The organism is Parasphingopyxis marina (genome assembly GCF_014237875.1).
In the GTDB taxonomy this organism is placed as follows: Bacteria; Pseudomonadota; Alphaproteobacteria; order Sphingomonadales; family Sphingomonadaceae; genus Parasphingopyxis; species Parasphingopyxis marina.
Genome location: NZ_JACJVJ010000001.1, coordinates 314,522 through 335,297, shown reverse-complemented (window position 1 = coordinate 335,297; position 20,776 = coordinate 314,522). Strand labels below are relative to the sequence as shown.

At 65.8% G+C, this 20,776-nt stretch carries 24 protein-coding genes; 13 read left to right on the top strand and 11 right to left on the bottom strand.

Translation table 11 applies throughout. From position 1 onward, the window contains the following. Positions 1 to 37: 37 nt before the first annotated feature. The 3 genes from H6P80_RS01605 to ribA all read left to right on the top strand — a co-directional run bounded on the left by H6P80_RS01605 (position 38) and on the right by ribA (position 2,900). Positions 38 to 685: a LolA family protein gene (locus tag H6P80_RS01605; RefSeq protein WP_185799599.1), complete on the top strand. Its 648-nt coding sequence runs from the start codon at positions 38 to 40 to the stop codon at positions 683 to 685. A 348-nt stretch (positions 686 to 1,033) separates the two neighbouring features. Then, complete coding sequence (locus H6P80_RS01600; RefSeq protein ID WP_185799598.1) at positions 1,034 to 1,828, top strand: exodeoxyribonuclease III; 795 nt, start codon at positions 1,034 to 1,036, stop codon at positions 1,826 to 1,828. Continuing rightward, entirely contained in the window at positions 1,821 to 2,900 is a 1,080-nt protein-coding gene (gene ribA, locus H6P80_RS01595; protein WP_185799597.1) for a GTP cyclohydrolase II, read from the top strand. The genes H6P80_RS01600 and ribA overlap by 8 nt, the downstream gene beginning before the upstream one ends. Before the next feature lie 9 nt (positions 2,901 to 2,909). Here the strand turns inward: ribA and H6P80_RS01590 are convergent, their stop codons facing one another. Beyond that, positions 2,910 to 3,584 (bottom strand): YggS family pyridoxal phosphate-dependent enzyme, encoded by a 675-nt coding sequence (locus H6P80_RS01590; protein ID WP_185799596.1) that lies wholly within the window; start codon positions 3,582 to 3,584, stop codon positions 2,910 to 2,912. Between H6P80_RS01590 and H6P80_RS01585 the strand changes: the two genes are divergently transcribed. Further along, positions 3,583 to 4,158 carry a thiamine phosphate synthase gene (locus H6P80_RS01585; protein WP_185799595.1) on the top strand — a complete coding sequence of 192 codons (576 nt, stop codon included), beginning with the start codon at positions 3,583 to 3,585 and terminating at the stop codon, positions 4,156 to 4,158. The genes H6P80_RS01590 and H6P80_RS01585 overlap by 2 nt on opposite strands. Here H6P80_RS01585 and H6P80_RS01580 read toward each other — a convergent pair. Next, positions 4,155 to 4,829: a porin gene (locus H6P80_RS01580; protein WP_185799594.1), complete on the bottom strand. Its 675-nt coding sequence runs from the start codon at positions 4,827 to 4,829 to the stop codon at positions 4,155 to 4,157. The two genes, H6P80_RS01585 and H6P80_RS01580, sit on opposite strands and share 4 nt — an antisense overlap. Positions 4,830 to 5,071: 242 nt before the next feature. Between H6P80_RS01580 and H6P80_RS01575 the strand changes: the two genes are divergently transcribed. Genes H6P80_RS01575 through holA form a run of 4 tightly spaced genes read left to right on the top strand, consistent with a single transcriptional unit; the run spans position 5,072 to position 9,601 of the window. Next, on the top strand, positions 5,072 to 5,506 hold the full coding sequence (locus H6P80_RS01575; protein ID WP_185799593.1) for a DUF3576 domain-containing protein: 435 nt from the start codon (positions 5,072 to 5,074) through the stop codon (positions 5,504 to 5,506). A 12-nt stretch (positions 5,507 to 5,518) separates the two neighbouring features. Beyond that, positions 5,519 to 8,038 (top strand): leucine--tRNA ligase, encoded by a 2,520-nt coding sequence (leuS, locus tag H6P80_RS01570; protein ID WP_185799592.1) that lies wholly within the window; start codon positions 5,519 to 5,521, stop codon positions 8,036 to 8,038. Further along, on the top strand, positions 8,035 to 8,574 hold the full coding sequence (gene lptE, locus H6P80_RS01565) for an LPS assembly lipoprotein LptE (RefSeq protein WP_328804916.1): 540 nt from the start codon (positions 8,035 to 8,037) through the stop codon (positions 8,572 to 8,574). The genes leuS and lptE overlap by 4 nt, the downstream gene beginning before the upstream one ends. A gap of 1 nt (position 8,575) precedes the next feature. Then, on the top strand, positions 8,576 to 9,601 hold the full coding sequence (gene holA, locus H6P80_RS01560) for a DNA polymerase III subunit delta (protein ID WP_185799591.1): 1,026 nt from the start codon (positions 8,576 to 8,578) through the stop codon (positions 9,599 to 9,601). On the opposite strand, the gene H6P80_RS01555 is transcribed toward holA, so the two are convergent. The 6 genes from H6P80_RS01555 to H6P80_RS01530 all read right to left on the bottom strand — a co-directional run bounded on the left by H6P80_RS01555 (position 9,598) and on the right by H6P80_RS01530 (position 15,450). After that, positions 9,598 to 10,500, bottom strand: a complete 903-nt coding sequence (locus H6P80_RS01555) for a ParB/RepB/Spo0J family partition protein (RefSeq protein ID WP_185799590.1) — start codon at positions 10,498 to 10,500, stop codon at positions 9,598 to 9,600. The genes holA and H6P80_RS01555 overlap by 4 nt on opposite strands. 11 nt (positions 10,501 to 10,511) lie before the next feature. Continuing rightward, entirely contained in the window at positions 10,512 to 11,294 is a 783-nt protein-coding gene (locus H6P80_RS01550; protein ID WP_185799589.1) for a ParA family protein, read from the bottom strand. After that, complete coding sequence (gene rsmG, locus H6P80_RS01545) at positions 11,291 to 11,959, bottom strand: 16S rRNA (guanine(527)-N(7))-methyltransferase RsmG (RefSeq protein WP_235973689.1); 669 nt, start codon at positions 11,957 to 11,959, stop codon at positions 11,291 to 11,293. The genes H6P80_RS01550 and rsmG overlap by 4 nt, the downstream gene beginning before the upstream one ends. After that, positions 11,937 to 13,811: a tRNA uridine-5-carboxymethylaminomethyl(34) synthesis enzyme MnmG gene (gene mnmG, locus H6P80_RS01540; protein ID WP_185799588.1), complete on the bottom strand. Its 1,875-nt coding sequence runs from the start codon at positions 13,809 to 13,811 to the stop codon at positions 11,937 to 11,939. The genes rsmG and mnmG overlap by 23 nt, the downstream gene beginning before the upstream one ends. Before the next feature lie 78 nt (positions 13,812 to 13,889). Beyond that, positions 13,890 to 15,194, bottom strand: coding sequence for a tRNA uridine-5-carboxymethylaminomethyl(34) synthesis GTPase MnmE (gene mnmE, locus H6P80_RS01535; protein WP_328804915.1), 1,305 nt, complete (start codon positions 15,192 to 15,194; stop codon positions 13,890 to 13,892). Between the two features lie 10 nt (positions 15,195 to 15,204). Next, on the bottom strand, positions 15,205 to 15,450 hold the full coding sequence (locus H6P80_RS01530; RefSeq protein WP_185799586.1) for a DUF6489 family protein: 246 nt from the start codon (positions 15,448 to 15,450) through the stop codon (positions 15,205 to 15,207). A 39-nt stretch (positions 15,451 to 15,489) separates the two neighbouring features. Between H6P80_RS01530 and H6P80_RS01525 the strand changes: the two genes are divergently transcribed. Genes H6P80_RS01525 through H6P80_RS01505 form a run of 5 tightly spaced genes read left to right on the top strand, consistent with a single transcriptional unit; the run spans position 15,490 to position 18,375 of the window. Then, entirely contained in the window at positions 15,490 to 15,984 is a 495-nt protein-coding gene (locus H6P80_RS01525) for a methylated-DNA--[protein]-cysteine S-methyltransferase (RefSeq protein ID WP_235973688.1), read from the top strand. Continuing rightward, positions 15,972 to 16,679: a dienelactone hydrolase family protein gene (locus H6P80_RS01520; RefSeq protein ID WP_185799585.1), complete on the top strand. Its 708-nt coding sequence runs from the start codon at positions 15,972 to 15,974 to the stop codon at positions 16,677 to 16,679. The genes H6P80_RS01525 and H6P80_RS01520 overlap by 13 nt, the downstream gene beginning before the upstream one ends. Beyond that, on the top strand, positions 16,680 to 16,967 hold the full coding sequence (locus H6P80_RS01515) for a hypothetical protein (protein ID WP_185799584.1): 288 nt from the start codon (positions 16,680 to 16,682) through the stop codon (positions 16,965 to 16,967). Between the two features lie 23 nt (positions 16,968 to 16,990). After that, complete coding sequence (locus tag H6P80_RS01510) at positions 16,991 to 17,386, top strand: nuclear transport factor 2 family protein (RefSeq protein WP_221892854.1); 396 nt, start codon at positions 16,991 to 16,993, stop codon at positions 17,384 to 17,386. 59 nt (positions 17,387 to 17,445) lie between these two features. Continuing rightward, positions 17,446 to 18,375 (top strand): aspartyl protease family protein, encoded by a 930-nt coding sequence (locus H6P80_RS01505; RefSeq protein WP_185799582.1) that lies wholly within the window; start codon positions 17,446 to 17,448, stop codon positions 18,373 to 18,375. Here the strand turns inward: H6P80_RS01505 and H6P80_RS01500 are convergent. Genes H6P80_RS01500 through rho form a run of 3 tightly spaced genes read right to left on the bottom strand, consistent with a single transcriptional unit; the run spans position 18,338 to position 20,630 of the window. Then, positions 18,338 to 19,066 carry a TerC family protein gene (locus tag H6P80_RS01500; protein WP_185799581.1) on the bottom strand — a complete coding sequence of 243 codons (729 nt, stop codon included), beginning with the start codon at positions 19,064 to 19,066 and terminating at the stop codon, positions 18,338 to 18,340. The two genes, H6P80_RS01505 and H6P80_RS01500, sit on opposite strands and share 38 nt — an antisense overlap. Next, a complete protein-coding gene (locus tag H6P80_RS01495) occupies positions 19,059 to 19,358 on the bottom strand; it encodes an antibiotic biosynthesis monooxygenase family protein (RefSeq protein WP_185799580.1) in 300 nt (99 codons plus the stop codon). Before H6P80_RS01495 ends, H6P80_RS01500 begins: the two co-directional genes overlap by 8 nt. 15 nt (positions 19,359 to 19,373) lie before the next feature. Next, on the bottom strand, positions 19,374 to 20,630 hold the full coding sequence (gene rho, locus H6P80_RS01490; RefSeq protein WP_185799579.1) for a transcription termination factor Rho: 1,257 nt from the start codon (positions 20,628 to 20,630) through the stop codon (positions 19,374 to 19,376). Positions 20,631 to 20,776 lie beyond the last annotated feature (146 nt).

The window sequence follows — 20,776 nt, the reverse complement described above, 5'->3', positions numbered from 1 at the left end:
CCGCCGCGAACCTTACGAACGAAAGACGGATAGACATATGCACCGCCTTGCCGCCCCCACCCTTGCGACCCTGATGCTTGCCGCCGCGCCGATCGCGATCGCCGGCAGCGTGCTTCTTGCCCCCGCGCCCGCCGAGGCGCAGCAGGACACGCTCGCCCAGGTCCAGCGCCACCTGCGCGCCGTGAATACCATGGAAGCCGATTTCGTCGAAAGCGGGCGCGGCGGACAGGCCGTGCGCGGCCGCATGTCCCTGAAGCGCCCCGGCAAGATTCGCTTCCAGTACGAACCCGGCGTCAACATGCTCGTCGTGTCCGACGGGCGCGCGCTGACCTTCGTCGATTATGACGTACGCCAGGTGCAGCGATGGCCGATCGGCGATTCGCCGCTTTCGGTGCTGCTCAACCCCGAACGGGATATTTCGCGCTTCGCCCGCGTCGTCTCGGCGACCGGCAGCGAGATCCGCATCCGCGCGCACGATCCCGAACATCCCGAATATGGCACGATCACCATCACCTTCCGCCGCATGGCCTCCGCGCCGGGCGGGCTGATGCTGCAGGGCTGGACGGTGCTGGATTCGCAGAACAACCAGACGACGATCAATCTTGCCAATCAGCGCTTCGGCATGGCGATCGCCGACAGCACGTTCCGCTATCGCGACCCCCGGCCGCGCAACCGGCGGCGCTGACGCCCATCGGTTCGTCCCGGCGCACGGGCGTTTCGGGGCCGGTCCGGTTCCTCTCGCCGTCAAATTGCCGCGATTCATTCATCCGGGCGTCAGGTAATCGGCGGTAAACCGGTTTCGTGGAGGCGCCAAAGGCCTTGCGGGATTTCCCCTGTTACCCGCAAACCGCCCAGCCTCCCGCCTAGCGTGACGAATTGCTAGGTTCGGCCCCTGCTCCATATATGCCCCCGGAGCAGGGGCCTTTTGATTCCATGTTCAGACTCGACCGTTCGGCCGAGCCCCGCGTCAGCAACATTCTGACGATCAAACACGCTGTGGCGCTTGCCGCCCGCGCCCGCTAGACGCTCATTCATGGCCCAGACCCTCAAGATCGCGACCTGGAACATCAATTCCGTCCGTTTCCGCATCGGCATCGTCGAGCAGTTCCTGAAAGACGAAGCGCCGGACATATTGTGCCTGCAGGAAACCAAGACCGTCGACGACACCTTTCCCGTCGAGGCGCTGAAGGCCCTGGGCTATGAACATCAGGCGCTGCACGGGCAGAAAATGCATCATGGCGTGGCGATCGTCAGCAAGGTGCCGTTCCGCGAGGACGACAGGCTCGACTGGCAGGCCAATGGCGAGGCGCGTCATGTCGGCGTCCAGCTCGATTGCGGCTTCCACCTCGAAAATGTCTATGTGCCGGCAGGCGGCGACATTCCCGATCGCGACGAAAATCCCAAATTCGGCCAGAAGCTCGATTTCCTCGAGCGGATGACCGAATGGTCGAAAGGCCTTGACCGGCCGACCTTGCTGGTGGGCGATTTCAATGTCGCGCCGCTCGAATCCGACGTCTGGAGCCACAAACAATTGCTGAAAGTCGTCAGCCACACCCCGATCGAGGTCGAGGCGCTCGATACGCTCCGGAAAGCCCATGACTGGGTCGATCTCGGCCGCCGCTTCATTCCCCCGCCCGAACGCTATTACAGCTGGTGGAGCTACCGCGCGAAGGACTGGGAAACGTCGGACCGCGGCCGGCGGCTCGATCATATGTGGGCCAGCCCCGAACTCGCCGAAAAGGCGATTGCCCACAGTATCCACGAACCCTGCCGGGGCTGGTTCAAGCCCTCCGACCATGTGCCGCTGGTGACCGAATTCCGTGTCTGACGGATCTGCTCCTCCCGGCGAGAGCCGCAAGGTCGCGCGCGCGATCGACGCGCTGCGGCGTGGCTGGCCGGCCGCGCTGGCCGACGAAACCGGGGCGATCCGGGTGCTTGCGATCGAGACGGCGACCGCTGAGAGCCTCGCCGCGTTCGATGGCTCGGCGCTCGCCGACATCATGATCGGCGCGGGCCGCGCGGAAACGCTCAAGCTCGCCAATCAGCTCGAAGCAGCAAGGCCCGGCGCGCCGGTGCGCGTGCGGCGCGAAGCCTGGCACGATCTGTCCGCCGCGACCGCCATCGCCGATCCGGCCTTCGACCTGAAAGAACCGTTGAAAGGCCCGTTCCGCGCGCTCGCCGTGCAGTATCCGGAAGCATCGGCCGCCGCGCTCAAGCTCGCGCGGCTCGCCGGACTGCTGCCGGCGGTGTTCGTCACTGCGGGCGAGGCTGCGGACGCGGTGACCGCCGCCGATATCGAGGCCTATGACGATCCCGCCGGACTGACGATCGCCGCGCGGGCGAAGCTGCCGGTGGCCACGGCCGAAAAGGCCGAGATCGTCGCCTTTCGCCACCAGGCCGATGCCGCCGAACATATCGCGCTGCTGATCGGCTCGCCAAGCGGCACGCCGCCGCTCGTGCGTCTGCACAGCGAATGCCTGACCGGCGACGTGCTCGCTTCGCTGAAATGCGATTGCGGTCCGCAGCTCCAGGGCGCGCTCGCGGCGATGGCGGAGGAGGGCTGGGGTATTCTTCTCTATCTGCGGCAGGAAGGGCGCGGCATCGGGCTCGTCAACAAGCTGCGCGCCTATGCGCTGCAGGATCAGGGCTTCGATACGGTCGACGCCAATACCCGGCTCGGCTTCGCGATCGACGAACGCGATTTCCGGGTCGCGGCGCGGATGCTGGAACTGCTCGGCCAGTCCGGCGTGCGCCTGCTCACCAATAATCCGGAAAAGGTGGCAGGGCTGGAAGCGGCGGGAATCACCGTCACCGAGCGCGTGCCGCACAAACATGGCGAGAACCCGCACAATGCGCATTATCTCTCGACCAAGCGCGACCGGACCGGCCACCAGCTTTAGCCAGGGCCCCTAGCGCCTCCCGAACAGCGCGGTGCCGACGCGAACATGGGTCGCGCCGCACATCACGGCGGTGCCATAATCGCCCGACATGCCCATCGAGAGCCGGTCGATGCCGCTTTCCTTAGCGAGCTTGGCGAGCAGCGCGAAATAGGGCGCCGGCTCGACATCCGCAGGCGGGATGCACATCAGCCCGGATATGCCGAGCCCGGCATCCGCGGCCTTTTCCAATAGCGCGGGCAGATCGGCGATGGCGCAGCCGCCCTTCTGCTCCTCCTCCCCGATATTGACCTGGACGAAAAGCAGCGGCCGCCGCTCCATCTTTGCGAGCGCTTTGGCGAGCGCCTTTATCAGCGACGGCCGGTCGACGCCGTGGATCGCGTCGAACAGGGCGACCGCATCCTCGGCCTTGTTGGACTGGAGCTGGCCGACAAGATGGAGTTCGATATCCGGCACCGCCGCCTTGAGCGGCGGCCATTTGTCCTGTGCTTCCTGCACCCGGTTTTCGCCGAAGACCCGCTGCCCGGCGGCGATCAGCGGGCGGACCGCCTCCGCATCATGGGTTTTGGAGATTGCGACCAGCGTCACGTCGCCGGGTTCGCGCCCGGCCTTTTTGGCCATGCGCGCGATCTCCTCGCGGACGGACGCGAGCCGGGCTTCGGGGTTATCGGGGATGTCGCCTGCCATGCGGCTTGCTATAGAAAGCCGCGTGCCGCGCCGCCACCCTCTCCCGACGCTCTGGCTGATGACCGACGAACGGCAGGGCGACCGGCTATGGCCGTCGCTCGCCCGCCTGCCGCGCGGCAGCGGCGTGATCGTGCGGCATCATTCCCTGCCGATCGACGACCGGCGCCGGCTGGCCGCGCGCATTCGCCGGATCGCGCGCGCGCGCGGGCTCATCATGGTCATGGCCGGCGATCAGCGGCTGGCCCGGCGCGTTCGGGCCGACGGCTTCCATCACCGCTCGCGCCGCATCGGCGCCAGAGAGATGATTCGCACGGTGGCCGCCCATAATCCGGCCGAATTGCGGATCGCCGAACAGGCCCGCGCCGATCTCGTCTTCCTGTCGCCGGTTTTCGCGACCGAGTCGCATCGGGGCGCAAAGATGCTGGGCCGCGTGCGATTCGGCCTCCTCGCGCGGCGGACCCGGATATCGGTGATCGCGCTCGGCGGCATGGACGCGCGGCGCGCGAAAGGCCTGCGCGGCATGGGCATTTATGGCTGGGCGGGGATCGGCGCGCTGACGCCGAAGGAATTCTAGAAGCGGAAGGCCGTGCCGATATAGACGGCCTGGCTGTCCTGCGGCTCATCGGCCTGCTGCTCGATCCGGTGCTGGCGCTGATAGCGGACGCCGCCGGTGATATCGAGATTGCGGGCGATCGAGTAGGACCCGCCGACATCGAGCGCCACGCGCTCTTCATTGTCGACGATGCTCGGCGCCGATTCGGGCGTCGGCCGGTCGGCGGAAACCTGGACCCGGGTCGACCAGCGGCGGCCCGAATAGCTGACGCCGACATCGGTCGATTCGCGGCTTCTGCCGGGGATTATGGCGTTATCGACCCGCGTCATGTCGCCGGACAGGGCGAACCGCCGCCAGCCGAGCGAGACGCCCAGATTATAGGCCGAAGGCGTGATCGCCGTCGCGCCGCTCGATGTCGTTCCCATCGCGAATTCCGCGGCGCGATCGGCACGGGCCGAGGTCGAGGCGCGGCTGCGGACCGCGACGGTGATCGGGCGATCGCCCTGTCGCGAGGCCGAAGGCGTGAAGCGCAGGCCGCGGCTGGAAATGCCGGCGCGGCGCAAAGCGCGCGCCATGCGAGGATCGGCGGAAGCGGGCGTGAAGGTTCCAAGCGCCGGCGCCTCGCGCAAGGACAGGGAGCGCGCCTGCGATTCGGCGGCACCGGGCATGGCCGTCAAAGCGGCCGCAGCCAAGGCGGTCCCCGCCAATGCTGCCAATGAAATTCGCCCAAACATTACTCTATTCTTCTCCCTGCGGCCTTGCCCTAGCATGAAGCCGTCGAGTCGCACCACATCCTTGAGTCGAATCCCGTCAACTGTTGCGTAACCTCAACAATCGCCGTCTCCCGAGCGGGAAAACGCTGCTTGCCGGGCCAGCCCAACCGGCTATAACGCAGCCTCGAACCCGTACAGCCCATCGTTCTTAGGTGAGTATCATGTCATTTTCGCGTCCCGCCGTTTTTGCAGCCCTTCTGCCGTTGGCGCTTGCCGCGTGCGGCGGCGGCAACGATCGGCCCAGCGAAACGCTCGCGCCCGCCCAGGTCACGACGATCGGGGTCAACAGCTATCTCTGGCGCGCGAGCCTCGAGACGCTCTCCTTCATTCCGATGGCGCAGGTCGATTCCGCCGGCGGCGTGATCGTGACCGACTGGTATGCGAACCCTTCGGCCCCGACCGAACGGATGAAGCTGACCGTCACCATCCTCGATGCGGACCTGCGCGCCGATGCGCTGCGCGTCGCCGCCTCGCGCCAGCTTTACAACGGCTCGCAATGGCTGGAGGCGCCGGTCCAGGCCGCGACCGTCCAGCGGCTCGAGGAAATCATCCTGACGCGTGCCCGCGAGCTTCGCCGCAGCACCGTGATCGGTTAAAGGCCCCTACCCATGGCGTCACGCTTCAATCCGAAAGCGGCCGACGCGCGTTGGCAAAAGACCTGGGACGACGCCCAGACATTCGCCGCCGACAACGCCGCGGCCAAACCGAAATCCTACGTCCTGGAGATGTTCCCCTATCCTTCGGGGCGCATCCATATGGGCCATGTCCGCAACTATACGATGGGCGACGTGCTGGCGCGCTTCAAGCGGATGACCGGCCATGAAGTGCTGCACCCGATGGGCTGGGACGCCTTCGGCATGCCCGCCGAGAATGCGGCGATGGAAAAGAAGGTGCATCCGGGCGAATGGACGCGCGCCAATATCGCCGCGATGCGCGACCAGCTGAAGCGGCTCGGCTTCGCGCTCGACTGGAGCCGCGAGCTCGCCACCTGCGAACCCGATTATTACGGTCAGGAGCAGGCGCTGTTCCTCGACCTGTTCGAAGCCGGCCTCGTCTATCGCAAGGAATCGGCGGTCAACTGGGACCCGGTCGACATGACCGTGCTCGCCAATGAGCAGGTGATCGACGGCAAGGGCTGGCGCTCGGGCGCGACCGTCGAACGCCGCAAGCTGTCGCAATGGTTCCTGAAGATCACCGATTTCGCCGAAGACCTGCTTTCGGGCCTGGGCGAGCTCGACCAGTGGCCCGACAAAGTGAAGCTGATGCAGGAAAACTGGATCGGCAAGAGCCGCGGCCTGCGCTTCCGCTTCAAGCTTTCCCAGCCGGTGACCGGCCAGACCAACCTGCAGGTGTTCACGACCCGTCCCGACACGATCTTCGGCGCCAGCTTCGTCGCGGTCGCCGCCGATCATCCGCTGGCCGCCGCGGTGGCCGAGAACAGCGCCGAGGCGCAGCGCTTCGTCGCACAATGCCAGTCCGGCGGGACATCGGCCGCCGATATCGAGAGCGCGGAAAAGCTGGGCTTCGACACCGGGCTGACGGTCGCCCACCCGTTCCAGCCCGAATGGGAACTACCGGTCTATATCGCCAATTTCGTGCTGATGGACTATGGCACCGGCGCGATTTTCGGGGTGCCCGCACACGACCAGCGCGACATGGATTTCGCGCGAAAATACGATCTTCCCGTCCGCCGCGTGGTCGCTGATGGCGACGATAGCGAAGCCGAATTCGCGGGCGACGAGGCCTGGTCGGGCGAGGGCACGCTCGTCAATTCCCGTTTCCTCGACGGCATGACCATCGAAGCGGCCAAGGCTGCCGTCATCGAGCGCGCCGAGGAAGAAGGCTGGGGCGAAGGCACGACCGAATGGCGGCTGCGCGACTGGGGCGTTTCGCGCCAGCGCTATTGGGGCACGCCGATCCCGATCATCCATTGCGAGGAATGCGGGCCGGTGGGCGTGCCCAAGGACCAGCTTCCCGTCGTCCTGCCCGAAGACATCGATTTCGAAACGCCCGGCAACCCGCTCGATCGCCATCCGACATGGAAGCATGTTGATTGCCCGCAATGCGGCGAACCCGCGCGGCGCGAGACCGACACGCTCGACACCTTCGTCGATTCGAGCTGGTATTTCATCCGTTTCGCCAGCCAGCCCGATGATGCGCCGTTCGACCGGGCCGAAGCCGAGGCCTGGCTGCCGGTCGGCCAGTATATCGGCGGGGTCGAGCATGCGATCCTGCACCTTCTCTATGCCCGTTTCTGGACGCGCGCACTCAACCGTATGGGCATGCTCGACGTGAAGGAGCCCTTCGCCGGCCTTTTCACCCAGGGCATGGTGACCCACGAAACCTATCAGGCCGGGGACGGCAGCTGGCTTTCGCCCGGCGAGGTGACGAAGGACGGCGAGGACTGGGTGGCGATCGAAGGCGGGGAGCCGGTTACGCCGGGCCGTGTCGAGAAAATGTCGAAATCGAAGAAGAACACCGTCGATCCCGATCCGATCATCGATCAATATGGCGCCGACGCCGTGCGCTGGTTCATGCTGTCCGACAGCCCGCCCGAACGCGACCTGCCGTGGAGCGAGGCCGGCATCGAGGGCGCCTGGCGCTTCGTCCAGCGGCTCTGGCGGCTGATCGACGGCAACCAGCCCGGCGAAGGCGAGGACAAGGCCCTGGACCGCAAGCTCCATCAGACGATCGCCGGGGTCGCCGAGGATATCGAGGACCTGTCCTTCAACAAGGCGGTCGCCAAGATCCACGAACTCGCCAACGCCATCGAAAAGGCCGACGCCTCCGCCAGCCGGGACGCCGCCGTGCGTATCCTGGTACGCCTCGTCGCGCCGATGGCGCCGCATCTCGCCGAGGAGGGCTGGGCGCAGTTCGGCGAGCAAGGCCTGGTCGCCGATGCGCAATGGCCCGAGGCCGATCCCGCGCTGCTCGTCGAAGACGAGGTGACGATCGCCGTCCAGATCAACGGCAAGCTGCGCGATACGCTCTCGGTCGCCAAGGGCGCGGGCAAGGCCGATCTGGAATCGCTGGCGCTGGCGTCCGACAAGATCATGCGGCAACTCGACGGCGCCGAACCCAAAAAGATTATCGTGGTCCCCGATCGTCTGGTAAACATCGTCGCGTGATCCGCACCTTCGCCCTGTGTTTCCTCCTGCTGACGTCCCTGTCCGCCTGCGGACTGCGCCCGCTTTACGGCGGCGCATCCTCGCCGGCGCGCGCCGCACTCGGTTCGGTCGAGGTCGGCGAGATTCCGGGGCGGGCCGGCTATCTGATGCGCGGCGCGCTGGAACAGCGGCTCGGCGCGGCAGGCAGCACCCCGCCGCGCTACCGGCTCGAGGTGGAGCTCGACGACCAGATTACCGGCTTCGGCGTGCGCGCCGACAATGCCGTGACGCGCGAACGCCGCACCCTGCGCGCGCGCTTCCAGCTGGTCGCCGCCGATCGCGGCACCGTGTTGCTCGATGCGACCGCCGGCGCCGATGCCGGCGTCGACGTCGTATCTTCCGAATATGCGACGATCGCCGCCGAGGATTCGGCGCTCGAAAATCTCACCCAGCAGGTCGCCGACCAGATCGTGGCGCGCATCGCGCTCTATGCGACCCGCACCGCGGACGAGCCCGGCGAAGGACAAGCCCCCGGCGCCGCATCCGAAGGGCCGTAAGGTGAAAGCGAACCGCAACCAGATCGCCCGCGCGCTTTCCTCGCCGGGCGAGGATGTGCGGTTTTTCCTTCTCTACGGCCCGGACCGCTCCGGCTCCGATGCGCTCGCCGCGCTGCTCGCCAGGACGATGGGCGAAGAGGCCGAGCGGATCGACCTGACCGGTGCCGATCTGAAATCCGATCCCGCCTTGCTCTCCGACGAAGCCGCCGCGATCTCGCTGTTCGGCGGCGCGCGCTATATCCGCATCGATCCCGCCGGCGATGAGATCGCCGCGTCGGTCGAGGCGCTGCTGGAGGCGGAAAAGGCCGGCAATCCGGTGGTCGCGATCGCCGGCGCGCTCCGGCCGACCAACAAGCTCGTCAAGCTCGCCTTTGGCAGCGATGCGGCGATGGCCTTTGCGAGCTACGCGCCCGAAGGGCGGGATGCCGACCGGCTGGTGATCGAGATTGCGCAGGAACAGGGGCTGCAGGTAGCGCCCGATATCGCCCATCGGCTGGCGCGCGCTTGCCATGGCGATCGCGCGATCCTGGCCAACGAGATCGGCAAGATCGCGCTCTATCTCGATGCCGCGCCGGATCGGCCGCGCCGCGCCGAGCATGATACGCTCGACGCTGTCGCCGCCAATGCCGATGAGGGCGATCTTTCCCGCCTTGCCAATGTCGTACTGTCCGGCGATCTCGCGGCGCTCGACAGCGAGCTGACCCAATTGGCGAGCGAAGGCATGGTCGGCGTGCCGCTGCTCCGCGCGGTGCTGCGCCGCCTGATTCTGCTCGCCTCGCTCCGCGCCGAGGTCGAGCAGGGCAACAGCGCCCAGGCGGTGATCGCCAAGGCCGGGCGCGCGATTTTCTGGAAAGAAAAGGGCGTGGTGACCGACCAGCTGCAGCGCTGGCCGAGCGACGCGCTGGCCACCGCGATCGGCCGGGCCAGCCAGGCCGAGCGGATGGTGAAAAGTTCGGGCGGGCCGGGCTTGCTCGCCGCGAATGACGAATTGTTCGCGATCGCCCGCAAGGCACGGATGCTGCGCTAGATCTTCTCGCCGGACAGCCGCTGGCAGATCATGTCCAGCTGGTCGAGCGAGCTGAAGCCGACCGTCACATTGCCCGCCTTGCCGGAAAAATCGATCTTGACCGCAAGGCCGACCGCCTCGCCAAGCTGCTTTTCGAGCGCGACGATATCGGGATCGCGTTCCTTGGGCGCCGCGCTCGGCTTGCCGCCGCCCGACTTGGCCCGACGCGCCAGATCTTCCGCCTCGCGGACCGAAAGACCGCGGCTGACGATGGTCAGCGCCAGGCTTTCGGGATCGGGTGCCGAGATGATCGCGCGCGCATGGCCCATGTCGAGCCGCCCGTCGACGACGAGATCGCGTACCCGCTTCGGCAGGTCGAGCAGCCGCAACAGGTTGGCGACATGGCTGCGTGACTTGTGAACGAGCCGCGCGAGCGCCGCCTGGCTGTGCCCGAAATCGTCGATCAGCCTTTTATAGGCTTCGGCCTCTTCCATCGCGTTGAGATCCTCGCGCTGGATATTCTCGACCAGCGCGATTTCCAGGGTCTCGGCATCGTCGAAATCGCGGACGATGACCGGGACCTGATGAAGATGCGCGATCTGCGCCGCGCGCCAGCGCCGCTCACCGGCGACGATCTGATAGGCCGATCCCTGCGGCCGGACGACGATCGGCTGGATAACGCCGCGCGCCTCGATCGAGCGGGCGAGTTCGCCGAGCGCCTCCTCGTCGAAATGGCGGCGCGGCTGATCGGGATGCGGCGCGAGCTTGCTGACCGGCAGCAGCTGGACGGCGCCGTCGTCGGGCGCGACATTGACCGGCGCCTCCTGTTCGACATCGCCCATCAGCGCGGAAAGCCCGCGACCAAGGCCGCTCGGCTTCTTCTTCAGCGGGCTCTTCTTGTCGGGATCTGCTGCGCTCATCGTATCGCCTCTCACGCTGCCCGCGCTGCCTTGGGCAGCCGCGCGATCGTTTCGCGGGCCAGCGCCATATAGGCTTCGGAGCCCGGGCAGCGATAATCGTAGATCAGCGCCGGAAGCCCGTGGCTCGGCGCTTCGGAAAGCCGCACGTTGCGCGGGATAACCGTATCGAAGACGAGCTTGCCGAGTACCGCGCGAACGTCCGCCGCCACCTGTTCGGAGAGGTTGTTGCGCCGGTCGTACATCGTCAGCACGACGCCGAAGATCGAGATATCGGGATTGAAACGCTCGCGCACCCGCTCCACAGTCTGCAATAGCTGGCTGAGCCCTTCCAGCGCGAAAAACTCACATTGGAGCGGCACCAGCAGCGAGGGCGACGCGACCAGCGCGTTGATCGTCAACAGGCCCAGCGAAGGCGGGCAATCGGTCAGACAGACGTCCCAGCGGCCCGGCGGCGCTTCGGCCACCGCCATGTTCAGCCGTTCGGTGCGCTGTTCATAGTCGACAAGTTCGATCTCGGCGCCCGACAGGTCCACCGTCGCAGGCACGATATCGAGCCGCGGAACCCGGGTCGGGATCGCCGCCTCCTCGATTCCGGCCTCGCCGGTCAGCAGATCGTAGCTCGAAAGCTTGCGTTCGCTATGGCTGATGCCCAGGCCGGTCGACGCATTGCCCTGCGGATCGAGGTCGATCAGCAGCACCTTCCACCCCGAAGCGGCCAGAGCCGTCGCGAGATTGATCGCGGTCGTGGTTTTGCCCACTCCCCCTTTTTGATTGGCGACGGCCAGTCGAATCATCGGCGTCTCTCCGGCTTCACATCTTGTGCGAGGAGTATGAAGGACTCCGAGTCGGTCACACTTTGCACAGTTTCGAATCGACCTTGCCACGCCCCGCGCACCGCGGCCAGTTCCTCTTCCACAGACTTACCCTTGGGTAATATCCACAAGCTGCCCGGCCGCGCAAAGCGATAGGCGAGATCGAAGAGCTTGGGCAGCGGCGCGAAGGCCCGGGCCGTGATCACGCTATAGCCCCGGTTTTCGACGCGCTGCACCTTCTTGCCTTCTACCGTCACGCGGTCGTCCAGCCCGAGCGCGCGTACCGCCTGTTCCAGAAACGCCGCCCGGCGCGCGCGCTCCTCGACAAGGGTTATCGACATATTCCCGGCCAGTGCCAGAACGATACCCGGAAGCCCGGGACCCGACCCGAGATCCAGCCAATCGCCGTCCCCGGCCCCATATTCGCGCGCGAGCAGCAGGAGCTGCGCGGAATCAAGGATATGGCGGCTCCAGACATCCTCTATCGTCGCGCGCGAAATCAGGTTCTGCTGCCGGGCTTCGGCCAGCAGCAGCGCAACGAAGCGGTCCAGCGCCCCCAATGTTTCACGTGAAACATCCAGCCGATCGACCAACCATTGTTTGACAGCTAGCTCGTCCATCGGCTCAGGCCGCGCGGCGGCGGGCATGGACGAGAATCGCAGCCAGCGCTGCGGGCGTAATGCCGGGAATGCGCCCGGCCTCGCCCAGGGTCGCGGGCCGGGCCGTCTCCAGCCGTTCTATCATCTCGTTCGACAGGCCGGCTATCGCCGCATAGTCGAGCGTTTCGGGAATGCGGATGCGTTCGTCGGCGCCGACCCGCGCGATCTCCCGGTCCTGCCGTTCAAGATAGGGCGCATAGCGCACATCCTCGATCGCCTCGTCGAGAATATCATCGGATATCGCCCTAAGCTCCGGCGCCATCGCGCGAACCGCTCCGGCGGTTGCTCCCGGCAAACGCAGCCATTCGGCGAGGCTCCGCGTCTCGCGATGCTGGCCGATCGCGATCCCCGCCTTTTCCGCGGCATCGGCATCGATTTTCGACGTCATGACGCCGCGAACTGTATCGAGTTTGGCGAGGCGGAGCTTGGCAAACGCGCGATGGCGGGAGGAAAGGCAGCCCCAGCGCTCCGCCTTGTCCGTTAGCCGGGTTACTGCATTGTCGGCGCGCAGTCGCAACCGATATTCGGCGCGCGCCGTGAGCATCCGATAGGGTTCGGTCACGCCCTGCAGGACGAGGTCGTCGATCATCACCCCGATATAGCTGTCGTCGCGGTCGAACCGGACGGGATCCTGGCCCGCGGCCAGTCGCGCCGCATTGATGCCCGCGACCAGCCCCTGCGCCGCCGCCTCCTCATAGCCGGTGGTCCCGTTGATCTGCCCGGCCAGGTAAAGCCCCGGCATCGTCCGCACGCCAAGATCATGACCCAGGATGCGCGGGTCGACATGATCATATTCGACCGCATAGCCGGGCTGGACGATCTCGACCTGCTCCAGCCCGTCGGTCGCGCGCAAAAAGGCCAGCTGGACGTCTTCGGGCAGCGAGGTCGAGATACCGTTGGGATAGACAAGAGGATCGCCGAGACCTTCGGGCTCGAGAAATATCTGGTGCCCGTCGCGATCGCCGAAGCGGTGGATCTTGTCCTCGATCGAGGGACAGTAGCGCGGGCCCTGCCCGGTAATCTCCCCGGCGAACAAGGGCGAGCGGTCCAGCGAGGCACGGATGATATCGTGGGCCACCGCATTGGTGCGGGTTATCGCGCAGAAAAGCGCCGGATTCTCGCGCTTTTCTGTCGCCAGCGCCATGGTCCAGTCGCCCCCGTCCGAAGGCTGCATCGCGAGCGACGCCCAGTCTATGGTGCGGCCATCCAAACGGGGCGGCGTCCCCGTCTTGAGTCGGGCCATCGGAAGGTCGGCCGCATAGAGCTGCTGTGCCAGTGCCGTCGCCGCGCGTTCCCCGGCCCGGCCGCCGGCATGGTTGGACATGCCGAAATGCAGCTTCGCGCCGAGAAAGGTTCCGGTCGCCAGGATGACCGCCTTCCCGGCCAGCGCCCGGTCGCCCCCATCGAGGACCAGGCCGCGCACCGTCCGGCCCTCACTGGCGAGATCCAGCGCCGTCGCCTCGGCCTCGACGATGTCGAGCTGCGGTTCGGCACCGAGCAGCGCATGAATCGCCGCGCGATATTTGGCGCGATCCGCCTGGATGCGCGGGCCGCGCACCGCCGCCCCTTTGCTCTGGTTGAGCATCCGGTAATGGATCGCCGCCGCATCCGAAGCGCGACCGATCAAGCCGTCGAATGCGTCGACCTCGCGCACGAGATGGCCCTTGCCGAGCCCGCCGATCGCCGGATTGCAGGACATCGCCCCGATCATGTCGCGCCGCATCGAGACCAAAGCGGTTTTCGCGCCAATCCGCGCGGCCGAGGCCGCCGCTTCGCAGCCGGCATGGCCGCCGCCCACGACGATCACGTCATAGCGGTCCGATGATAGCGATGTTGCCATGGCGCGCCTGTATCAGCGCGCGCATCCGACTCCAAGATGTTTCACGTGAAACACCCCCGCGAATTTCGACGCGAAGTGCTATTTGCCGATGCAGAATCGGCCGAACAGCGCGTCGAGCATCGTCTCGACACCGCCGCCCCCACCCAGCCGCTCCAGCGCCATCCGCGCGCCACGCAGGGCTTCTACGAGGAGGATCCAGTCCCCCGCCCGCGCCTCGGCCAGCGCATCCGCGGCTTCCCGCAACGCCAGGCGCTGCCTTTGGTTCAGCGCGAGCTGATCTTCGCGCGGCAGAAGCGATCGTGCGCGTTCCAGCAGCAATGCGCGCAAGGCCGCCATCCCCTCTCCTGTCGTGGCGGAAACCGACAGGGCGGCCTCGGCGGGTTTGGCTGCCCGCCGCGGCTCGTCCGCGCGCGGATGCAGGATAATGATATGATCCCCCTTCGGCGCGTCGGCCGTCTCGCCCATCCAGAAAAGGATATCGGATCGCTCGGATACGCTGCGCGCCCGCCGAACCCCTTCTTCCTCGATCGCCTCGCCGCTGTCGCGCAGCCCTGCGGTATCGCTGAAGACGAAGGCGATCCCGTCGATATCGACCGGCGCCTCGATCACATCGCGCGTCGTGCCCGCGACCGGCGAGACGATCGCCGCCTCCCGCGCGACTAGCGCGTTGAACAGGGTCGACTTGCCGGCATTGGGCGGCCCGGCGAGCGCAACCCGGATTCCGTCGCGCAACCGCTCGGCCGGCGGCGCCGCGAGCGTTTCCATAATTTCACCGTGAACATCGTCCGCGGCGTCCAGCGCGAAGCTTTCATCCCCCTCGCCGACATCACCCTCGTCGGAAAAATTGAGCACCGCCTCCAGCCGCGCCTCGGCGCCCAGCAGCCGTTCGCGCCAGCCGGCAATCCGCGCGGCCAACCCGCCTTCGGCTATCGCCAGCGCGTGGCGGCGCTGGCTTTCGGTTTCCGCGTCGAGAAGATCGCCCAGCCCCTCCGCCGCGGTCAGGTCCATCTTGCCATTCAAAAAGGCGCGGCGCAGAAACTCGCCCGCTTCCGCAGGCCGCATTTCATCATATTTACCGAGTGTTTCCAGTAACTTGGACGCTACGGCGCGGCTGCCATGAAGGTGATACTCCACCATATCCTCGCCGGTTTCACTCGCCGGCCCGGGGAGCCAGAGAATGAGCGCGCGGTCTATCGGCGTCCCGTCCGCGGGATCGCGCAGCGACATCAGCGCCGCGTAGCGCGGCTCGGGCACGCGGCCCGCCAGCGCTTCGAGCGCACTCCGGCTTGCCGGCCCGCTGGTGCGCACGATCGCGATCGCGCTCGGCAGGCCCGCCGTCGACAGCGCGAAGATCGTCGCGCCATCGTCCGATAATATCGCCACGCCGCCGCCGCTATTTTTTGGAGGAGGAGCCCGCGTTGCCGAGCTGATCGAAGAAACGCGTCCACATCGAAAGCCCGGCATCGCTCATCGGGCCCCAGCTCTTGACCAGCGTCTCGATGGTGTCGGGCGTGATCCCGTCCTTCATCGTCTCCTTGATCTTGTCCAGATAGACGTCATGGACGGGCCCCAGATCGGGAAGACCCAGAAAGCGCCGGGCTTCCTCGGGCGTGCAATCGACATCGACGGTGACTTTCATCGGGCTTGGCTCCTCAAAAGGCTGGTCTTTCTTTAGGAGATGCGCGAAACCCCGTCCATGACCTGCCGGATTATCGCAAGTCCGATCGGCGCGATCGCCATCTCGGCCGGCGCCGAGGCGATCGAGCAAGTCCGGCTGCTGGCCGCCGACGCGGACCCGGAAGCCGCCGACCACCCCTTGCTCGACGAGGCGGCCAGGCAGATCGGCGCCTATTTCGCCGGGCGACTGACCCGCTTCGACCTGCCGCTCGCGCCCTGCTCGACGCAGCGCGGCGAGGAGCTGCGCGCGGCGATTATTGCCGTGCCCTACGGTGAAACCCAAAGCTATGGCGAGCTGGCCCGGCGCGCTTCGTCGGGCCCGCGCGCCATCGGCCAGGCCTGCCGTCGCAATCCGCTGCCGCTGATCGTCCCGTGCCACCGGGTCATCGCGAGCGGCGGTACGATCGGCTATTATTCGGGCGGCAGCGGGATCGACACCAAAGCAGCACTGCTCAACCACGAAGCAGGAAAGGAAGGACGAAGATGGGCGGCATGACCAAGATAGAAACCCTGGAAGGCGATCAGATGTTCGGTGCCTATCGCGCCGCGCCGGAGGGCGAAGCGAAGGCCGCGATCATCGTCATACAGGAGATATTCGGCGTGAATCCTGGCATCCGTTCGAAGTGCGACCATTGGGCGTCGCTCGGCTATCTGGCGCTTGCCCCCGATCTCTTCTGGCGGCTGAAGCCCGGGGTCGAGCTCGATCCCGATGTCGAGGAGGAGTTCAAGACCGCGCTCGCGCTGATGGGCAAGTTCGATCAGGACGAAGGGATCCGCGATATCGAGGCGACAATCCATGCCGCGCGTGAAGAACTGGATGGCGGCGAAGGACGGCCCAAGGTCGGCTGTGTCGGTTATTGCCTCGGCGGCCGCCTCGCCTTCATGACCGCCGCGCGCACCGATATCGATGCGAGCGTCGGCTATTACGGCGTCGGTATCGACGGGCTGATCGGCGAATCCCATGCCATCGCCCATCCCGTTCTGCTGCACGTCCCGACCGGCGATCATTTCGTCCTGCCCGAAGCGCAGGCCGCAATGCATGCAGGGCTCGACGATCATCCCAAGGTGACGCTCTACGATTATGAAGGCCTCGATCACGGCTTTGCGACCGAAACCGGCAACCGCCGCGACGAGGCGGGCGCAACGCTCGCCGACAGCCGCACAGAAGCCTTTTTCGCCGAGCATCTCTAGATGCGGTTCGAGCTCGTCGGAAAACGCAGGCGCGTTTTCGGCGGCTCAATCCTTACCTTGGTCGCGCTGGAAGCCGGATATGTTAGCCGTTCCCGGCTCGACAGCTTCGAAATCGCAGGCGAACCCAAACTCATCTACGAACGGGCACCCATCGCGCAAGGTCAAACGCTCAGGTGGCGAACCAAGACGGCGGACATGCTCGAACCCGGCGACATAGTGGGCATGGATTCGCTGGCCCACGATCCCGGCCCCGTCGGCGTCGAATGGCAGGGAACACATCTGCTTTGACCAATCGGAATGGAGGTTTATCGATGACCGACCCCCGGCTCCAGCGCTGGCTCGATTATGCAACTGGCGATCATGCGCCCGAAACGCTGCTCGGCCTGCTGGCCGAGGATGCCGTTTTCCACTCGCCGGTCGTCCATACGCCGCAAGCAGGGCGCGAACGCGCCGCTGCCTATCTTCGCGCCGCCGACCAGGTGTTTGGCGATGCGAACTTCGCCTATGTCCGCACGATCGCCGCGGGCGATAATGCGATGCTCGAATTCACCGCCGAGATCGACGGCGTTCATATCAACGGCATCGACATCATCCGCTGGAACGCGGCGGGCGAGATCGCGGATTTCAAGGTGATGGTGCGGCCGCTCAAAGCGATCAACAAATTATGGGAAATGATGGCGGCCCAGCTTGAAAAGGCCGCGAGTTAACGCTCTTTTCCGTATCATTATTCAACACGCGTTCACGGGCCGGGCTACAAGTACGCGCCATGCTTTCCCGTCTCATAGCCCTTTTCCTCGCGCTCGGCCTTGCCGCTTCGGCCTTCGCCCCGGCCCAGGCCCAGCGCGTCACCAGCCTGCCGCTCGACGCGCCCTGGCTCGGCCTGCCGCAGGTTCCGGTGACACTCAACGACCGGGTGACCGGCCGGTTCATCGTCGATACCGCGGCTAGTGAAACCGTGCTGACCGACGCCACCATCGCCCGGCTGGGCCTTGCGGGTAGCGGCGAACCGGCGGAGGTCGAGGGCGCGACCGGCAGCTCTGCGATCCTTTTCTACCGCCTTGCCAGCCTGCGGCTGGGCGAACGGCGTTTCCAGCGCGTCGGCGCCTTCGGTTTCCCGCGCCTCGCCTCGCCCGTCGAAGCCGACGGGCTGATTGGCGCGGATCTCCTGCGCCGCCATGTCGTGGAGTTCGATCTTGCCGGACGACGCCTGCGGCTGTTCGATCCGCGTGCGGATTTCGCGCGCTCGGGCGCCGACTGGGCGATCATTCCCTTTTACGAACGCCGCGACGGGCTGATCCTGATCGAGGTGCGGATCGGCCGCCTCAGGATACCCGCCCTGCTCGATACCGGCGCTGTCCAGAATATCGTCAATCACGAAGCCGCCCGGCAAATCGGCTTGCGCCCCTTCCCCGGTAGCGAAGGCAGCGAACCGATCACCGGCGCTTCGGGCCATGTCCAGGATATGGCGCAGCTTACCGTCAGCCAGTTCAGCATCGGCGGCGCGACATTCGGCCGCTCGCGGCTCGGCGTAACCGATCTCGCCATTTTCGATACGCTGGGCATCGGCGACGGACCGGCGATGCTGCTGAGCGCCGAAGCGCTCTCCAATCACCGCTTCGTGATCGATTATCCGCGCAACAGGCTGCTGATCGAACGCGCTAGCCGAGCAGCGTCATCACCCCGACCTGGGGATTGATGATACCTTCGTAGATCATCCGCGCCGCAACCCAGAGGATGACGAGCAGGCCGAGATAGGCGATCCATTTGTAGCGCTCGATATAGCGGGCGATGACATTGGCCGCGAGGCCCATCAGCGCCACCGAGAGCAACAGGCCGATCACCAGGATGCCCGGATGTTCGCGGGCCGCGCCGGCGACGCCCAGCACATTGTCGAGGCTCATGCTGACATCGGCCGCGGTCACGGCCCAGACGGCGCCCCAGAAGCTGCGCGCGGGCTTCAGGCCCGAATGTTCGTCGCCCATGACCTCGTCCGAACCGCCCGATTCGCCCTCATGACGCAGCTCGCGCCAGAATTTCCAGGCGACCCAGAGCAGCAGCAGGCCGCCCGCGAAAATAAGCCCGACGATGCCGAGCAGCACGGTGACGATCAGCGCGAAAATGATGCGCAGGACGAGCGCCGCGCCGATCCCGATCAGGATGACCTTGCGGCGCTGTTCGGCCGGAAGCCCGGCGGCGAGCGCGCCGACGACGATCGCGTTGTCGGCGGCGAAAACCAGATCGATCAGCACGACCTGGCCAAAGGCCGCCATCGCCGCCGGAGAGCCGATATTGCTGAAATCGGTGACGATCGCCTGCCAGATTTCGGCCAGCGAGCCGAGCCCTGAGGGCGGTGCCGCGTGGGAAACGAAGGCGATCAGGTCAAGCATCGAACAGGCTGGCTCCGAAATAGGTTATCGAGGGCATCGGCTCATAAAAGCGATGGAGGATATCGCTCCACGCCTTGTAGCGATCAGAACCGCGAAATCCATCGCGATGACTGGCGATATCGTCCCAACCGACGAGCAGCAGGAACAGTTCCGGCTGTTCGGCGGCGGGGCGCAGTTCGATGGAGCGGAATCCGGGCGAGGCTTCGATCAGTGGCTTCGCTTCGCGCATCGCGGCCTGGAAGGCCTCGGCTTCGCCGGGCCGGACATGGAGAAGGGCGTGCTCGAGAACCATCGCGCGCCCGAAAGCCTACTGATTCATCGAATCGAAGAAATCCTCGTTGGTCTTGGAATCCTTCATCTTGTCGAGCAGGAATTCCATCGCATCGACGGTGCCCATCTGCATGAGGATGCGGCGCAGCACCCACATCTTGGCCAGATTGTCCTTGTCGACGAGCAGCTCTTCCTTGCGGGTGCCGGACTTGCCGACATCGAGCGCCGGGAAGATGCGCTTGTCGGAAACCTTGCGATCGAGAACGATTTCCGAGTTGCCGGTGCCCTTGAACTCTTCGAAGATCACCTCGTCCATGCGGCTGCCGGTATCGATCAGCGCGGTGGCGATGATCGAGAGCGATCCGCCTTCCTCGATGTTACGCGCGGCGCCGAAGAACCGCTTCGGACGCTGCAGCGCATTGGCGTCGACGCCGCCGGTCAGCACCTTGCCGGAGCTCGGCACGACGGTGTTGTAGGCGCGGCCGAGGCGCGTGATCGAATCGAGCAGGATCACGACGTCCTTCTTGTGCTCGACGAGGCGCTTGGCCTTTTCGATCACCATCTCGGCGACCTGGACGTGGCGCTGGGCGGGTTCGTCGAAGGTCGAGGAGATGACCTCGCCATTCACCGAACGCTGCATGTCGGTCACTTCCTCGGGGCGCTCGTCGATGAGCAGCACGATCAGATAGACCTCGGGATGATTGTCGGTGATCGCGCGGGCGATATTCTGCAGAAGCACGGTCTTGCCGGTCCGCGGCGGCGCGACGATCAGCGCGCGCTGGCCCTTGCCCTGGGGCGAGATGATATCGATGACGCGCGCCGACTTGTCCTTCACGGTCGGATCGTCGCTGTCGAGCGTCAGCTTCTCGTCGGGATAGAGCGGCGTCAGATTGTCGAAATTGACGCGGGTGCGCAGATATTCGGGATCGTCGAAATTTATCTGGTTGAGCTTGGTCAGCGCAAAATAGCGTTCGCCGTCCTTGGGCCCGCGAATCTCGCCCTCGACCGTGTCGCCGGTGCGCAGGCCGAATTTGCGAACCTGGTTGGGTGAAACATAGATATCGTCGGGGCCGGCGAGATAATTGGCCTCGGGGCTGCGCAGGAAGCCGAAACCGTCGGGCAGCACCTCGATCGTGCCCATGCCGAAGATTTCCTCGCCCTCTTCGCTCTCGGCCTTGAGGATGCCGAACAGAAGATCCTGTTTGCGCAGGGTCGAAGCGCCCTCGACGCCCAGATCCTCGGCCATCTTGACGAGTTCGGCGGGCTTTTTCTGTTTCAGGTCTTTGAGATGCATTGTCGGATTCCCGGCGGAAAATATGGGGGTATTCGAGCGTCGATGTCAGGAAATTGGCGCTGGAATGGTTTCGCGCTGCGCAAGGATAGGCAGCGGGTGCTTGGCCAGCGAATTAGGTAAGCATGGCCGCTGAGTCAAGCTGTTGG

Excerpts from the sequence above, each read along its gene's own strand:
- H6P80_RS01605 (WP_185799599.1), top strand. The coding sequence starts at position 38 with ATGCACCGCCTTGCCGCCCCCACCCTTGCGACCCTGATGCTTGCCGCC.
- H6P80_RS01600 (WP_185799598.1), top strand. The coding sequence starts at position 1,034 with ATGGCCCAGACCCTCAAGATCGCGACCTGGAACATCAATTCCGTCCGT.
- H6P80_RS01585 (WP_185799595.1), top strand. The coding sequence starts at position 3,583 with ATGCGGCTTGCTATAGAAAGCCGCGTGCCGCGCCGCCACCCTCTCCCG.
- H6P80_RS01590 (WP_185799596.1), bottom strand. The coding sequence starts at position 3,584 with ATGGCAGGCGACATCCCCGATAACCCCGAAGCCCGGCTCGCGTCCGTC.
- H6P80_RS01575 (WP_185799593.1), top strand. The coding sequence starts at position 5,072 with ATGTCATTTTCGCGTCCCGCCGTTTTTGCAGCCCTTCTGCCGTTGGCG.
- leuS (WP_185799592.1), top strand. The coding sequence starts at position 5,519 with ATGGCGTCACGCTTCAATCCGAAAGCGGCCGACGCGCGTTGGCAAAAG.
- H6P80_RS01555 (WP_185799590.1), bottom strand. The coding sequence starts at position 10,500 with ATGAGCGCAGCAGATCCCGACAAGAAGAGCCCGCTGAAGAAGAAGCCG.
- H6P80_RS01550 (WP_185799589.1), bottom strand. The coding sequence starts at position 11,294 with ATGATTCGACTGGCCGTCGCCAATCAAAAAGGGGGAGTGGGCAAAACC.
- rsmG (WP_235973689.1), bottom strand. The coding sequence starts at position 11,959 with ATGCCCGCCGCCGCGCGGCCTGAGCCGATGGACGAGCTAGCTGTCAAA.
- mnmG (WP_185799588.1), bottom strand. The coding sequence starts at position 13,811 with ATGGCAACATCGCTATCATCGGACCGCTATGACGTGATCGTCGTGGGC.
- H6P80_RS01530 (WP_185799586.1), bottom strand. The coding sequence starts at position 15,450 with ATGAAAGTCACCGTCGATGTCGATTGCACGCCCGAGGAAGCCCGGCGC.
- H6P80_RS01525 (WP_235973688.1), top strand. The coding sequence starts at position 15,490 with ATGCGCGAAACCCCGTCCATGACCTGCCGGATTATCGCAAGTCCGATC.
- H6P80_RS01520 (WP_185799585.1), top strand. The coding sequence starts at position 15,972 with ATGGGCGGCATGACCAAGATAGAAACCCTGGAAGGCGATCAGATGTTC.
- H6P80_RS01515 (WP_185799584.1), top strand. The coding sequence starts at position 16,680 with ATGCGGTTCGAGCTCGTCGGAAAACGCAGGCGCGTTTTCGGCGGCTCA.
- H6P80_RS01510 (WP_221892854.1), top strand. The coding sequence starts at position 16,991 with ATGACCGACCCCCGGCTCCAGCGCTGGCTCGATTATGCAACTGGCGAT.
- H6P80_RS01505 (WP_185799582.1), top strand. The coding sequence starts at position 17,446 with ATGCTTTCCCGTCTCATAGCCCTTTTCCTCGCGCTCGGCCTTGCCGCT.
- H6P80_RS01500 (WP_185799581.1), bottom strand. The coding sequence starts at position 19,066 with ATGCTTGACCTGATCGCCTTCGTTTCCCACGCGGCACCGCCCTCAGGG.
- H6P80_RS01495 (WP_185799580.1), bottom strand. The coding sequence starts at position 19,358 with ATGGTTCTCGAGCACGCCCTTCTCCATGTCCGGCCCGGCGAAGCCGAG.
- rho (WP_185799579.1), bottom strand. The coding sequence starts at position 20,630 with ATGCATCTCAAAGACCTGAAACAGAAAAAGCCCGCCGAACTCGTCAAG.